At 69.9% G+C, this 13,861-nt stretch carries 10 protein-coding genes; 4 read left to right on the forward strand and 6 right to left on the reverse strand.

All coding sequences use genetic code 11. The features are described 5' to 3' along the window. Window positions 1-82: 82 nt before the first annotated feature. From murJ to NYZ98_RS02615, 3 genes are read right to left on the reverse strand one after another with little or no spacing between them, the layout of a single operon-like run. Window positions 83-1,705 (reverse strand): murein biosynthesis integral membrane protein MurJ, encoded by a 1,623-nt coding sequence (gene murJ / locus NYZ98_RS02605; RefSeq protein WP_262840805.1) that lies wholly within the window; start codon window positions 1,703-1,705, stop codon window positions 83-85. Continuing rightward, the gene (locus NYZ98_RS02610) at window positions 1,702-3,870 is read right to left on the reverse strand and encodes a DUF6049 family protein (protein WP_262840806.1); all 2,169 of its coding nucleotides are present in this window, start codon (window positions 3,868-3,870) and stop codon (window positions 1,702-1,704) included. Before NYZ98_RS02610 ends, murJ begins: the two co-directional genes overlap by 4 nt. A gap of 46 nt (window positions 3,871-3,916) precedes the next feature. After that, the gene (locus NYZ98_RS02615) at window positions 3,917-4,495 is read right to left on the reverse strand and encodes an aminoacyl-tRNA deacylase (RefSeq protein WP_262840807.1); all 579 of its coding nucleotides are present in this window, start codon (window positions 4,493-4,495) and stop codon (window positions 3,917-3,919) included. 144 nt (window positions 4,496-4,639) lie between these two features. Between NYZ98_RS02615 and NYZ98_RS02620 the strand changes: the two genes are divergently transcribed. Next, window positions 4,640-6,082 carry a CCA tRNA nucleotidyltransferase gene (locus NYZ98_RS02620; RefSeq protein ID WP_380706980.1) on the forward strand — a complete coding sequence of 481 codons (1,443 nt, stop codon included), beginning with the start codon at window positions 4,640-4,642 and terminating at the stop codon, window positions 6,080-6,082. A gap of 13 nt (window positions 6,083-6,095) precedes the next feature. On the opposite strand, the gene NYZ98_RS02625 is transcribed toward NYZ98_RS02620, so the two are convergent. Beyond that, entirely contained in the window at window positions 6,096-7,394 is a 1,299-nt protein-coding gene (locus NYZ98_RS02625) for an MFS transporter (protein ID WP_262840808.1), read from the reverse strand. A gap of 343 nt (window positions 7,395-7,737) precedes the next feature. Between NYZ98_RS02625 and idi the strand changes: the two genes are divergently transcribed. Then, the gene (gene idi, locus NYZ98_RS02630) at window positions 7,738-8,343 is read left to right on the forward strand and encodes an isopentenyl-diphosphate Delta-isomerase (protein ID WP_262840809.1); all 606 of its coding nucleotides are present in this window, start codon (window positions 7,738-7,740) and stop codon (window positions 8,341-8,343) included. Window positions 8,344-8,494: 151 nt separating this feature from the next. Here idi and NYZ98_RS02635 read toward each other — a convergent pair whose 3' ends face one another. Together NYZ98_RS02635 and NYZ98_RS02640 are read right to left on the reverse strand one after the other, a co-directional pair. After that, a complete protein-coding gene (locus NYZ98_RS02635; protein WP_262840810.1) occupies window positions 8,495-9,574 on the reverse strand; it encodes an inositol-3-phosphate synthase in 1,080 nt (359 codons plus the stop codon). Between the two features lie 13 nt (window positions 9,575-9,587). Next, entirely contained in the window at window positions 9,588-10,244 is a 657-nt protein-coding gene (locus NYZ98_RS02640; protein WP_262840811.1) for a PadR family transcriptional regulator, read from the reverse strand. Between the two features lie 146 nt (window positions 10,245-10,390). Here NYZ98_RS02640 and NYZ98_RS02645 point away from each other — a divergent pair, with 146 nt between their 5' ends. Together NYZ98_RS02645 and NYZ98_RS02650 are read left to right on the forward strand one after the other, a co-directional pair. After that, on the forward strand, window positions 10,391-10,798 hold the full coding sequence (locus NYZ98_RS02645) for a DUF5318 domain-containing protein (RefSeq protein WP_262840812.1): 408 nt from the start codon (window positions 10,391-10,393) through the stop codon (window positions 10,796-10,798). A 102-nt stretch (window positions 10,799-10,900) separates the two neighbouring features. After that, window positions 10,901-13,858, forward strand: coding sequence for a transglycosylase domain-containing protein (locus tag NYZ98_RS02650; protein WP_262840813.1), 2,958 nt, complete (start codon window positions 10,901-10,903; stop codon window positions 13,856-13,858). Window positions 13,859-13,861 lie beyond the last annotated feature (3 nt).

Genomic DNA, 13,861 nt, shown 5'->3' on the forward strand with positions numbered 1-13,861 from the left:
CGGGCACCATGGTAGTCCGGAGCGGGTGCCGCCTGTGATGCCCTTGGAACACGGGCGAACCGGACTTCCGGGTTACCTATGACTAGCGGCCTACCCGTCCCGCCACAAGTCCAATGATCGAGCTGATTTCCGCGATGCGCATTCTCTGGGAGATGACCAGGTAGCCGACGACGCCGAGGCCGCCGCCCGCGACCAGCATGATGGCCGAGCTCAGGGGGGTGACGCCCGCCAGTTCCTGGGTCGCCCACAGGGCGATGAGGGCGATGACGGCGGCCGGGATCGCGGCCACGTACATCCGCGACAGCCCGGAGGCGACGATCCTGCCGCCGAGGCCGCCGCCCACCTTCTTGCTGGCCAGCGTCCAGGCGGCCACGCCACCGACGACGTAGCTGGCGGTGAAGGCCATGGCCAGCCCCATCACGATCAGGTGCGGGGGCAGGGTGAGGTAGAGGACGAAGCTGAGCCCCGAGTTCACCACGACGTTCCCGGCGACGATCAGCGCGGGCGTGCGGGTGTCGCCGAAGCTGTAGAAGACGCGCAGCAGGAGCTGGTAGATCGAGAAGGGCACGAGCGCGAGCCCGAAGACCTGCAGCACGTTGCCCATGTTCAGCGCGTCGGTCACCGACGTGCTGCCGTGCGCGAAGATCAGCACGGTCACCGCGGGGCCGAGCACCATGAGCAGCAGCCCGGCCGGCACGATGACCGCCGCGACCAGCCGCACGCCCGAGGCGAACTCCTCACGGATCGCGCCGAGGTCACCGTCGTGCACGTACCTGCTCATCCTCGGCAGCATGGCCGTGATCACCGAGACGGCGATGATGCCGTAGGGGAGCTGGAAGAGCTGGAACGCGTAGCTGTAGGACGCGATGCCGGCGACGTGGCCGAGCTTCTGCTCGATCGCCTTGCCGGTGGCGCCGGTCGCCAGGTTGGTGGTGACGATGAAGCCGATCTGGTTGAACACGACGAACGCGAGCGTCCACACGCCCGCCCGGCCCATCTCGCCGAGGCGCGCGTTGCGCAGGTCGAAGCGCGGCACGAACCGGAACCCCACGCGATGGACCGCGATGATGAGGACGATTGACTGGACGACGATGCCGGCCGTGGTGCCGAGACCGAGTAACGCCAGGTCGGAGGAGGTCGCGGCCTTGACGTCGCCGCCGGTGCGGCTGATGAAGTGATAGGTGAGGCCGACGGCGATGACGATGACGTTGTTGAGCACCGGTGCCCACATCGGCGCCGCGAAGCGGTCGCGGGTGTTCAGGATGGCGCCGGCGATCGCGCCGATCCCGAAGAACGCGATCTGGGGCAGGATGTAGCGCGCCAGCGTGGTGGCGACCTCGGTGGCGCGCGGGGTCAGGTCGGTCGTGAGGAGCTGGATGAGCAGCGGGGCGCACAGCACGCCCACCACGGCGATGGCCAGCAGCGCCAGGGTCGCCACGGTCATCAGCCGCTGCTCGTAGGCCCGCCCGCCGTCGGCGTCCTGCTTCTGCGCCTTGACGATCATCGGCACGACCACGCTGCTGAGCATCCCTCCGATGAGGAGGTCGAACAGGATGAACGGGATCGTGTACGCGATGTTGTAGGCGTCGCCCAGGGCGGCGACGCCGATGGCCGAGGCCAGGACGGCCGTGCGCACGAAGCCGGTCAGGCGGGAGACCATCGTCCCCGCCGCCATGATCGCGCTGGCGCGCAACATCCGGCTCATGAGGGCCCCTCTCGATGCTGTGCGGGTTCGGGTACGGGCCGGGGGACGGGCCGCCCGGCCCTGCGGCCCTTGGCGGGGCGCCGCGCGTGGCGGCGGAGCACGCGCAGCGTGAACGCGGCGAGCACCAGCGTCAGGACGGCTCCGACGATCACCAGCGCGATGGCGGTGTAGCCGGTCAGGGTCACGGGCACCTGGACCGGCACGCCGTACCGGATCCCGTTCGCGCTGGTGAGCTGCACCTTCAGCGTCGTCTCGCCGTCGCCGTTGGTCTTCATCGGGATGTCGAGCGACCGGGTCTTGCCCGGGCTGATGGTCACCGGCGACTCGTACGGGCCGATCGTCAGCAGCTTGCGGTTACCGGAGGTGATCCGCACGCCGACGGTGACCTCCTGGTCGGGCAGGTCGTTGCGGACACTGATCGGGACGATGCCGTTCTGCCCGGCGAGCGTGCGCTGCTCGACCGTGGAGATGGAGATCGCGCTGGTCCGGTTCGTGACCGACGCGTCGATCTGCTTGAGCAGCGGCCCCGCGTTGCCGGCCCGGCCACGCCAGGCGGTGGAGGTGAGCCGCAGCAGGGCGGTGTCGAAGACCCGGCGGTGGTCGCTGGTGACGGTGGCCGTGAGCTCGGCGCGGTTGCTGAGCTTCCTGACCCCCGCGACGTAGGACTTGCTCAGCTCGGCCTGCTGGTCCTTCTCGGAGTACACCAGGTCGGCGCGCGGCACCTTGGTCTTCCCCGGCTTGACCGAACCGAGGGAGACGGGCCTGAGCCACGGCGCGGAGGCCGCCAGCTTCAGCAGGGCGCTCACTGAGGCCGGGTCGGGGTTCCAGCGGCGCGGCGGGGCGGCGACGACCGCGCGTGGCCCGTCGGACGGCTCGGCGGCGATCATCGCGGTCTCGGCGAGGAACCGCTGGCCGACCAGGGTCATGGCCCCGGGCGCGGACGCGCCGGCCGTGGTGAGGAGCTGGCTGAGCACCGGGTCGGCCAGCAGGACGTTGACCGTGCCCTCGACGCTCTCGACCGTGGTGGCGGCGTTGGGGGTGGTGGTGAGCGGCGGGTTCGCGGGCAGGGCCGCCGCCGACAGCAGGACGGTGCGGACGTCGCCCACCGCCAGCGCGTCCAGCCCGTCGTGGTCGATGACCCCGCCGACCGGCCAGTTGGTGGCGGTGCTCACCTCCTTGCCGAGCAGGTCGGTGGCGACCGAGGCGCCCTTGTCCAGCGCGATGCCGGTGGCGGAGTCGAGCCCGTGGTGGCTGACGGCCGTGACGTCGGTGTCGGCGTAGGGGGTGGCCGAGACGGGGACCTTGGCGAGGGCCGCGCGCACCCTGCGCAGCCAGTCGGCCACGTTCTGGTCGGCCGGCTTCTTGGAGGTGGAGGTGCCGGACCGCAGGGAGTAGCCGCCCGACATGGCCTGCGCGTCGTCGAGCAGCGCGGGGTCGACGAACCAGCTCACGCCCTTGGACGGCGTCTCGGCGAGCTTCAGGATCCGGCCGAGCCGCCCGCCATCGGCGACGGCCTGGCTCAGGCCCGCGTCCACGAAGGTGGCGTCGTCGCCGCGGTGGGGCTGGTCGACGAGCGGGAGCGCCCAGGCGATCTTGGTGCGGGTGACGGGCTGGGTCTTGGGGGCGTAGGGGAGGAAGGTGCGCTGGGCGGCGAGCTGGCGGCCCGCCGCGTCCACCAGTTCGATCGTGATGGGGTAGACGCCGAACCGGAACAGCTCCAGTGCCGCGGGGGTGAGGCTGAACTCCCAGGGGATCTTTCCCGAGGGGGCCAGCTGGCTAACGAAGACGCTGCGCCGCGAGGAGTCGAGGATCGGGCCGCCGTCGGCGAAGGTCTGCATCTCGGTGCGGTTGGCGAACGGCTGGCGCGACGACCGCAGGCGTACCGACACGCCGGTGAGGGGGACGGCGCCGTTGTTGGCCACCGTCCCGCTGAAGGTGAGCGGCGTGGCCGGCTCGCGGGGCGCCTGGGGTGTGATGGAGCTCACCACGATCGCGGCGTCCTCGCGGCCCGAAGTGCGCGCGGGCGCGGGCGTGCCGGGGGCGGCGCCCGCGCTGGTCAGGCTCTCGGCGGCGGCTTCGGGAACCACGCCGGAACCGGCCAGCGCCGCCGGGGCCATGAGGAACGCGGCGGTCAGCACGGAGATCAGGGCGGCACCGCGGGTCACGTGGCGGCCAGGGGTGGAGTTCGGCGCACGCCCAGAATGGTATGGCCTAAAGCAGAGCGGGCGGCGATTCGCAGCGAGGGCCGCCCATCACGGGGCGTACGTCCTTGGCGCCCGGCATGCGTACCGTCTTGTGGCGGGCCGCCTGCAGGTCCACGTACTTCCCAGGGGTGAGCAACAGCAGGTCAAGGGCACGAAGCCGTAGTGCTGTTCGGCGTTCTCCTGTGGGGGTGTACATCAGGTCGTCGGGGTCGCCGGGGTGTCCCAGCCGCTCGTCCACGAGGACGGTGAGGTCATCGGGAAGAAGCAGAGGTGACACCGATGTGGCGGCGTAGTCGGTGGCGGAGTTGACGAGGAAGGCCGGCGCCGGGCGCACGCGCCTGGCGCCGAGCAGGGCGCCGACGGCCCCTGGCCGGGGCGGTGAGGCGACCGTCGTGACCACGGCGACCGGCTCGCGGGTGTTCCGCGTCGTGACCTCGAACACCGTGACGCGGACGCAGGAGGCCGGAGCGACGTGGAGAATTTGGGGGAGGTCGTCGGCGCACGTCAAGGGGCGGGGAAGCCGTACGATCTCATGGTGGATCTGGTGGGACAGGAGCCAACGGTGGATCGCGAGGGCGTCTTTCATCTCTCGTGCTCCTTGTCTTGTCCGGGTGCCCCCGATAGATCTGCGACTGTCCGGAACCTGGTGCTCGCATGGGGTGGACCCCCGGGCGGGTTACACCAGGGCTAGCGCGGAGAATCTCTTCCGTAACCGAAGGACCTACCCAGCTTGTCCGTCTCAAATCTGAGCGTTAGTCAGCAGAGGGCCGTGATCGACCTATTCCGGCGGATTGCCCCGATCGCCGATGAGCTCGGCGAGCTGTTCGCCGCGCACGGGCACGAGCTCGCCGTCGTCGGCGGGTCGGTTCGCGACGTCTTCCTCGGCCGCATCGGCAACGACCTCGACCTGACCACCGACGCCCGCCCGGAACGGGTGCTGGAGATCGTCAAGGGGTGGGCCGACTCCATCTGGACCATCGGGATCGACTTCGGCACGGTCGGCCTCCGCAAGAACAACTGGGTGCTGGAGATCACCACCTACCGCAGCGAGTCCTACGACCCGAAGTCGCGCAAACCCGAGGTGATCTACGGGGAGACCCTCGAAGCCGACCTGGAGCGCCGCGACTTCGCGATCAACGCCATGGCGGTGCGGCTGCCCAAGCACGAGTTTGTCGACCCCTACGGCGGCCTGACCGACCTCGCCGCGAAGGTCCTGCGCACCCCCGGCACGCCCGAGCAGTCCTTCGACGACGACCCGCTCAGGATGCTGCGTGCCGCGCGCTTCGCCTCCCAGCTCGGCTTCACCGTCGAGCCGTCGGTGGTGGCCGCCATGACGGCGATGGCCGACCGCATCGAGATCGTCTCGGCGGAGCGCATCCGCGACGAGCTGGACAAGCTCATCTGCGGCGAGCACCCGCGAGAGGGCCTGGCCCTGCTGTCCGACACCGGCCTCGCCGCGCACGTCCTGCCCGAGCTGCCCAAGCTCCGGCTGGAGATCGACGAGCACCACCGGCACAAGGACGTCTACGAGCACACCCTCATCGTGCTGGAGCAGGCCATCGCCCTGGAGGCGGCGGGCCCCGACCGCGTGCTGCGCTGGGCGGCCCTGCTGCACGACATCGGCAAGCCCAAGACGCGCCGCTTCGAGGACGCCGGACGCGTCTCCTTCCACCACCACGAGGTGGTGGGCGCCCAGATGACCAAGAAGCGGCTCACCGAGCTGCGGTTCCCGAAGGACGTCGTGGCCGACGTCTCCCGGCTGGTCGAGCTCCACCTGCGCTTCCACGGGTACGGCACCGGCGAGTGGACCGACTCCGCGGTCCGCCGCTACGTCCGCGACGCCGGGCACCTGGTCGAGCGGCTGCACAAGCTGACCAGGGCCGACTGCACGACGCGCAACAAGCGCAAGGCCGAGGCCCTGTCCCGCACCTACGACGACCTGGAGCAGCGCATCGCCCGCCTCGCCGACGAGGAGGAGCTGGCCAAGATGCGGCCCGAGCTCGACGGCAACGAGATCCAGGAGGTCCTGGGCGTGGGCCCGGGGCCGATCATCGGCAGCGCCTACAAGTTCCTGCTGGAGATGCGCCTCGACCAGGGCATCGTCGGCAAGGAGGCCGCCCGCCAGGCCCTGACGCTCTGGTCGAAGTCCCAGAACCTCCCGCCCGCCCCCTGAGAGGTCGCCGGGATCAGCGGGCCACCCGCTGGGGGGTGCCGGCGGGGAGGGGGCCGGTGATCAACCGGTAGCCGAGGGCGCTGACCACGTACCCCATCGAGGCGATGACCAGGACGAGGTAGGACTTGCCGTTGGCCGGCAGGAGGAGCGCCACCACGACCGCGGCCACCACGAACATCCCGTTGAAGAGCATGTCGTAGATCGAGAACACCCGGCCGAGGTAGGCGTCCTCGACGTCGCGCTGCACGATCGTGTCGGTGCAGATCTTCACGCTCTGCCCGGTGACCCCGAGGACGAAGCCGGCCGCGAGGAACCCGACCTGGTTGAACGGCAGGCAGAGCAGCAGCTCCAGCGCGCCGCCGACGGCCAGCATGATCGGGATCCACGTCTCCGGGCGGTAGCGGTTGGTCGCCCAGGGGGTGATCAGCGCGGCCGTGAAGAAACCCAGGCCCGACGTCGCGAGCACGCCGGTGATGTGGGACAGGCCGGCCTCGACGTTGGTGGTGAAGTAGAAGCGGTAGAGCATCACGGTCATGACGATCGTCATGCCGTACAGGAACCGGTGGGCGGCCATGCTGGCCAGCGCGGCGGCGGGGGCCCGCATGTGGAGCACGTGGCGTGCGCCGTCGACCATTCCGGTGACCACGTTGCGCACCGCGTCGCGGGCCTGCGGCCGGTCCGGGTCGAAGGACGGGCCGAGAAGGGCCCTGTGCATGGTGGAGGCGATCAGCGCGCTCAGGCCGAACACCACGCCGGAGAAGACCAGCAGCATGGCCGTGCCGCCGTGCTCGGCGCCGAAGACCAGCCGCAGCACGTACCCGACGCCGGCGCCGACGAAGGTGGCGATGGTGCCCGAGGTCGGGGTGACGGCGTTCGCCAGCATCAGGCGCTCCCCCTCGACCACGTGGGGGAGGGAGGCGCTGAGCGCGGACAGGAAGAACCGGTTGACGCCCAGCACCGCCAGTGCGGCGCTGTAGAAGCACCAGTCGGGCGCGTTCAGCGCGACCAGCAGGGCCGCGAGGATCAGGAAGACCCCCCGCACGATCGGCGCGATGACCAGGATCTGGCGGCGCGACCAGCGATCGATGAACACCCCGGCGAACGGGCCGAGGATGGAGTAGGGGAGCAGGAGGACGGCGAACGCGACGGCCGCCTCGGCCGCGCTGGTCTGCTTCTCCGGGGTGAAGAACGCGTAGCCCGCCACCGCGAACTGGAAGACGCCGTCGGAGAACTGCGACACCAGGCGGGTGGCGAACAGACGTCGGAAGTCCCGGCCTCGAAGGACGGCACGAAGGTCGGAGACGAATGACACGCGGGCCAGCCTACTGGGCACGTGTCCGAGGCCACATCGGGAACATCCCTGATATCCGTTCAGGGGGGCTTTGTCGCCTTCGCCGATGGGCGCTGGACCAGGGGGCGGGCGGTTGAGATCGGATGTTCCCCGGGTTTCGGGTTTTCCCGGTGGGCGCGGGGCCGGGAGGGCCGTACCTTCCCGGTGGGCGCGTGGCGAGGGTGGTCCCAAGGCGGTCGCGGGGTAGACGGCCGGACCACCTGGGGTGGGGTTTGTCCAACCTGGTGGGGCATCTCTGACCTGGGAGCCTGACGGCGGGTCGGACACCGGTCGCGGGCGGGCATGATCACGTACCCTCGGTCGGGTGACTCATGAGGAACATGTCGTGCTCGTGAACGCCGAAGGCGAGGCGATCGGCACCGCACCCAAGTCCGCCGTGCACGGCGCCGACACGCCGCTGCACCTGGCGTTCTCCTGCTATGTGTTCGACGGCAAGGGAAGGGTCCTGCTGACCCGCCGCGCGTCGCACAAACGCACCTGGCCGGGCGTGTGGACCAACAGCTGCTGTGGGCACCCGCTCCCGGGCGAGCCGACCGCCGAGGCGGTCACCCGGCGGCTGTCCTACGAGCTGGGCCTGGACGCCACGGGGTTCGAGCTCGTGCTGCCCGGCTTCTCCTACCGGGCGGTGATGGGGGACGGGACGGTGGAGCACGAGCTGTGCCCGGTCTACCGGGCCGTCGTCGACACCGACGCGCGCCCGAACCCCGACGAGGTCGGCGCGACCCGGTGGATGCCGTGGGACGAGTTCACCCACGGGGTCATGAGCGGGCTGCTCGCGATCTCTCCGTGGTGCGGCGAACAGGTGCCGCTCCTCATCGCGCTCGGCCCCGACCCGGCCGCCTGGGCCGCTGCGGACCCCTCCGGTCTGCCGCCCGCGGCCCGGAGCCCCTGGCAGGGTGCCCCCGCGTGAGCGGGAGGCCGGACGTGGGTCTCTCCCGGACAGGTGGCCGGACGACAGAGAGGCGCCAGGGCCCCCTGTGGAGTCCTGGCGCCTCTTCCCGTGTCCTGCCGTTTTCGTTCCGTTGTGACGTTCGCCGGCGGGTCGCGGACTCAGCGGTACGTCAGCGCTCCACCTCGCCGCGGATGAACTTCTCGACGGCGTCGCGGGCGTCGTCGTCGGAGTACTGCTCCGGCGGCGACTTCATGAAGTACGACGAGGCCGAGAGGATCGGGCCGCCGATGCCCCGGTCCATGGCGATCTTCGCGGCGCGGACCGCGTCGATGATGACGCCGGCCGAGTTCGGCGAGTCCCAGACCTCGAGCTTGTACTCCAGGTTCAGCGGGGTGTCGCCGAAGGACTTGCCCTCCAGGCGCACGTAGGCCCACTTGCGGTCGTCCAGCCACGGCACGTGGTCGGACGGGCCGATGTGGACGTCGGCCTTGGCCATCTCGTGCGGGATCTGCGAGGTGACCGACTGCGTCTTGGAGATCTTCTTGGACTGGAGGCGCTTGCGCTCCAGCATGTTCATGAAGTCCATGTTGCCGCCGAAGTTGAGCTGGTACGTGCGCAGCAGCTCGACGCCGCGGTCCTCGAAGAGCTTGGCCATGACCCGGTGGGTGATGGTCGCGCCGACCTGGGACTTGATGTCGTCGCCGACGATGGGGATCCCGGCGTCGGTGAACTTCTGCGCCCAGACCGGGTCGGAGGCGATGAACACCGGGAGGGCGTTGACGAAGCCGACGCCCGCGTCGATGGCGCACTGGGCGTAGTAGCGGTCGGCGTCCTCGGAACCGACGGGGAGATAGGACACCAATACGTCGGCCCCGGACTCCCTGAGCGCGGCGACCACGTCGACCGGCTCGTCGTCGGACTCCTCGATCATCTCCCGGTAGTACTCGCCGAGCCCGTCGTATGTGGGGCCACGCTGGACGGTGACGCCGGTGGGCGCCACGTCGCAGATCTTGATCGTGTTGTTCTCCGAGGCCACGATCGCCTCGGACAGGTCACGCCCGACCTTCTTCGCATCGACGTCGAACGCCGCGACGAACTCCACGTCACGGACGTGGTAGTCGCCGAACTGGACGTGCATCAGGCCCGGCACCCGGCTGGCGGGGTCGGCATCCCGGTAGAAATGCACGCCCTGCACCAGCGCCGCGGCACAGTTGCCGACGCCGACGATGGCTACGCGCACGGAACCCATCGCACTCGCTCCTTTACTCGTTCGTCTTATCAGGAACGGGCTCGGCATCCTGCGCCTCCGCCCTGTCCGTTCTTGGCCGGACGGCTTGCGCACGTTCGGTATCGATCAGCTCGTTCAGCCAGCGCACCTCGCGCTCGACTGATTCCAAACCGTGTCGCTGTAATTCCAAGGTGTAACTGTCCAACCGCTCACGCGTGCGGGCGAGAGCCGTGCGGACCCCGTCCAGCCGTTCTTCCAGCCGGCTTCTGCGGCCTTCCAGGATTCGCAGCCGGACCTCCGCCTCTGTATGGCGGAAGAAGGCGAAATGAACCCCGAAGCTCTCGTCCTCCCAGGCGGAGGGACCCGCCTGGGTGAGCAGGTCCTGCAGGCGTTCCTTGCCCTCGGCCGTCAGCTTGTAGACGATCTTCGACCGGCGGCCGGTGAGGGGCAGGGTGCCTTCGCGCGGGCTCTGCGTCGTGGCGCATGGGCCGCGTTCCTCGGGCGGCTCCTCCGCGATGAGCCCGTCGGCCAGTAACTGCCGCAGGCACGGGTAGAGCGAGCCGTAGGAGAACGCGCGGAACATTCCGAGCAGGGCGTTGAGGCGTTTCCGCAGCTCGTAGCCGTGCAAGGGTGTCTCGTGGAGCGAGCCGAGCACGGCCAGCTCGAGGACTCCGCCTCTGCTAACCGCCACTGGAACCGCCCCCTCACGCGTCGATGTGTCCCGCTGATGTATCGAGCCGATACATCCTGAGGATACGTCGCGTCGGCATAGTGTGCAATCGGCGAATGAGTCAAGCAGTTGGGCGGAATGGATAAAAAAGTCGTAGTCTGACGCTCATGTGGTCACAGCGAGGGGTCGTGGACTACGGCCTCGCGAAGCGCGCGACGGTCCAGTCGCTGCGCTCCGGGCGCGCGGCCAGGAGCGAAGTGTGTGACGCCCACCCCTACCTTCTGCGTGCCGCTCGGTACCACGGTGAGCCAACGAAACGCGCCTGCCCCATATGCGAGCACCGGAACGTGACTCATGTCACATATGTCTACGGAGACCAGCTAGGTCGCAGCGCAGGGCGTGTAAAAGCCACGTCAGACCTTGTTCAGATGGCCAAGGAATACGAAGAATTCCGGGTCTACGTTGTCGAGGTCTGCCAAGGTTGTTCATGGAATCACCTGACGGTTTCCTTCGTCCTAGGCAACGGCGGGCCACCGGGCAACTCCGGCAAAGACGGACAGACCGCGGAGACGTAGCCCAGCGCAGGTAGAGACCCCCGGCTCGACGAGGGGTGCTCTCCACCCGCGGCGGACCACGTCGAAGACCCTCCCGATCGCCAGATGACCCAACGAGGACGCGTGAGTTACAGCAGCTATGGCTCCGAGCCGACCGGCCGCCCCGACCCATCCGAGGCCCCCGGTGGATCAGGACGTCCCGGGCGGCGCCGACGCTCTGCCGAGGACGGCGCGCCCACCGGCGGATATCCGGGACCACAGTCCCCTGACTCCACCGGCCGCCGCGCCGCGCCCGACGCCGCCTCCGGCCGTCGCGCCGCGCCGCGTCCCGAGCAGATCCCCGATCCCTCCGCGGGGCGCCGTGCCGCGCCGTCCTCCGACGCGGGCCGCCGCGCCGCGCCGTCCCAGCCCGGCGACCCCGGCAGGCGTCCCCAGCAGGGGCCGCCCGCAGGCCACCCCGGTCACCCCGGTGCCGCCGGGCCGGGCGCGGGCGACCCGCGCCGCGCTCCGGCCGACCCCGGCCGTCAGGCGGCCGACCCGCGCGGCGCGCAGCGTGACGCCGGCAGGCCCGCCGCCGACCCCCGCAGGGCCCAGGCCGACCCCCGCCGTCCCGCGAGCGACCCGAGGGGCCGCCGTTCCGAGGCCGCCTTCGAGGACACGCAGTCGATAGGGCAGGTGTCCGCCGCGCCCGGCGGCCCGCCGAGGCGTGACGGCTCGGGTTCCGAGACGGTCGTGAGCAACGACGTGGGCGCCAGGCGAGGAGGCCGCAGGGCCCGTGGCGGCCCAGGCTCCGGCGGCCCGGCCGGACCTGGTGGTCCCGGCGGACCCGGTGGCCCGGGCGGGCGAGGTCCGGGCGGCGGCCCCCCCGGCGACGGTCCCGGCAGGCGTCAGGCGGCCGGGGAACCGGCCAAGCGCACCGGCTGGCGGCGGTTCGTCCCCAACTGGAAGATCGTCATGGCCGGCTTCGCCGTCGTGGTGGCCGGCGTCTTCGGCATGATCGCCGTCGCGTACGCCAACACCCAGCTGCCGACCGAGCAGGACGCCCAGGACGCGGCCATCTCCCAGGGCAGCACCTTCTACTACGCCGACGGTTCCCTGATGGCGCGCCTCGGCACCGAGCGGCGGGCCGTGAAGCTCGCGGACGTCCCGCCGTACGTACGGGACGCGGTCATCGCCGCCGAGAACGACACCTTCTACAGCGACTCGGGCATCTCCCTGTCCGGCATCGTCCGCTCGGCGTGGAACACCGTCACCGGGACCCAGGTCCAGGGCGCCTCCACGATCACCCAGCAGATGGCCAGGACCTACTTCAAGGGGCTCAGCCAGGAGCGGTCGGTCAAGCGGAAGATCAAGGAGATCTTCATCGCGATCAAGCTCGACAAGGAATGGTCGAAGGAGAAGGTCCTCGAGTACTACCTGAACACCGTCCCCTTCGGCCGCAACACCTACGGCATCGACGCGGCGGCGCGGGAGTTCTTCGGGCACGGCGCCAAGGACCTCACCCCCGCCCAGGGCGCCTACCTGGCCGGCCGCATCCAGCAGCCCAGCGCGTTCGACAAGGCCGAGGAGAACAAGGACTTCTCCGGTACGAAGTTCCGCTTCGACTACGTGCTGAAGCAGATGGTCAAGGTCGACCCGCAGAAGTACGGCGCGTACTCCACGACGTTGAAGTTCCCGAAGGTGAAGAAGCGCAAGGACTCCGAGGCGTTCGACGGCCTGCGCGGCTACATGCTGACCGAGGTGCTCAAGGAGCTGGACAAGAGCCTGCCGCGCTCCGAGATCGAGACCGGCGGCTACAAGATCTACACGACGTTCGACAAGGACCTCATGAAGGCGGCGAGGACGGCCGTGATCCAGACGACCTCCGGGCTCCCCAAGGAGGTCCACACCGGTCTGGCCGCCGTCAATCCCACCAACGGCCGCGTGGTGGCGTTCTACGGTGGCAACGACTACCTGGGCAAGAACCCCGACCAGTTCAACGAGGCGTTCCAGGCGCGTAAGCAGGCCGCGTCGGCGTTCAAGCCGTACGTGCTGGCGGCCTGGCTGGAGGCCGGGCACAGCCTGAAGAGCTACGTGACCGGCAAGCAGCCGCTCAAGCTCGAAGGCACGACGCCGATCTTCAACGGGCACTCCACGCCGCAGTCGATGAACGTCATCTACGCGACGCAGCACTCCATCAACACGGCCTTCGGCCAGATGGGCGCCGAGGTCGGGCTGGACGCGGTCAAGCGCATCGCCGAGGACGCGGGACTGAGCAAGGAGAGCCTCGACAAGGACGTGTCGGAGCACCGGTTCCTGTTCTCCATCGGCAGCGCCGGCGTGACCCCCGTCGAGCAGGCGTCCGGGTACTCGATCTTCGCCAACAACGGCAAGCACTACCAGACCCACACCGTCATCAAGGTGACGCACCCCGACAAGGGGGAGGTCATCCGCGAGGACAAGACGCCCAAGCAGGTCATCTCCGAAGAGGTCGCGTCGGACGCCATCGTCGCCCTGCGCTCGGTGGTGAAGGGCGGAACGGGTACGGCCGCCGCGCTGGCCGACCGTCCGGTCGCCGGCAAGACCGGTACGAACAATGACAACAAGGAAGCCTGGTTCGTCGGCTTCACCCCGCAGCTCTCCTCGGCCGTCGGCATGTACAAGGAGAACCGCAAGAACGGCGCCGAGATGTCCCTGGGCAACAACTTCGACGGAGGCACCGTGCCGGCCCGTGTCTGGCGGGCGTTCATGGTGGAGGCGATGAAGGGGCAGAAGTCCATGGAGTTCCCCCCGCCGACGAACATCGGCTCGCCCCTCGACCTGGCGCCCAAACCGGAGCCGACCCCGACACCGACGCCCACGCAGGACGACGGGTTCCCCGACGACAACGGGTTCCCCGACGACAACGGCGGCGGGGGCGACAACGGCGGCGGTGACAACGGCGGCGGCTGTCTTCCGTGGGACGACAACTGCAACAACAACGGCGGCGACCCGATCAACCAGGGGGACACGCCGGGCACCGACAAGTCCACCGCGCCGACGCCCTCGCCGACGCCCAGCGGCGCGCGCCGGCCGACGACCGCTCCCACCCCCTCGCGGTGATCC

Origin of the sequence: Sphaerisporangium corydalis, assembly GCF_025506355.1 — a bacterium.
Lineage (GTDB): Bacteria > Actinomycetota > Actinomycetes > Streptosporangiales > Streptosporangiaceae > Sphaerisporangium > Sphaerisporangium corydalis.

Bases quoted from the DNA above. Each gene is read 5' to 3' on its own strand.
- murJ (WP_262840805.1), bottom strand. From the start codon at position 1,705: ATGAGCCGGATGTTGCGCGCCAGCGCGATCATGGCGGCGGGGACGATG.
- NYZ98_RS02615 (WP_262840807.1), bottom strand. From the start codon at position 4,495: ATGAAAGACGCCCTCGCGATCCACCGTTGGCTCCTGTCCCACCAGATC.
- NYZ98_RS02635 (WP_262840810.1), bottom strand. From the start codon at position 9,574: ATGGGTTCCGTGCGCGTAGCCATCGTCGGCGTCGGCAACTGTGCCGCG.
- NYZ98_RS02645 (WP_262840812.1), top strand. From the start codon at position 10,391: ATGTGGTCACAGCGAGGGGTCGTGGACTACGGCCTCGCGAAGCGCGCG.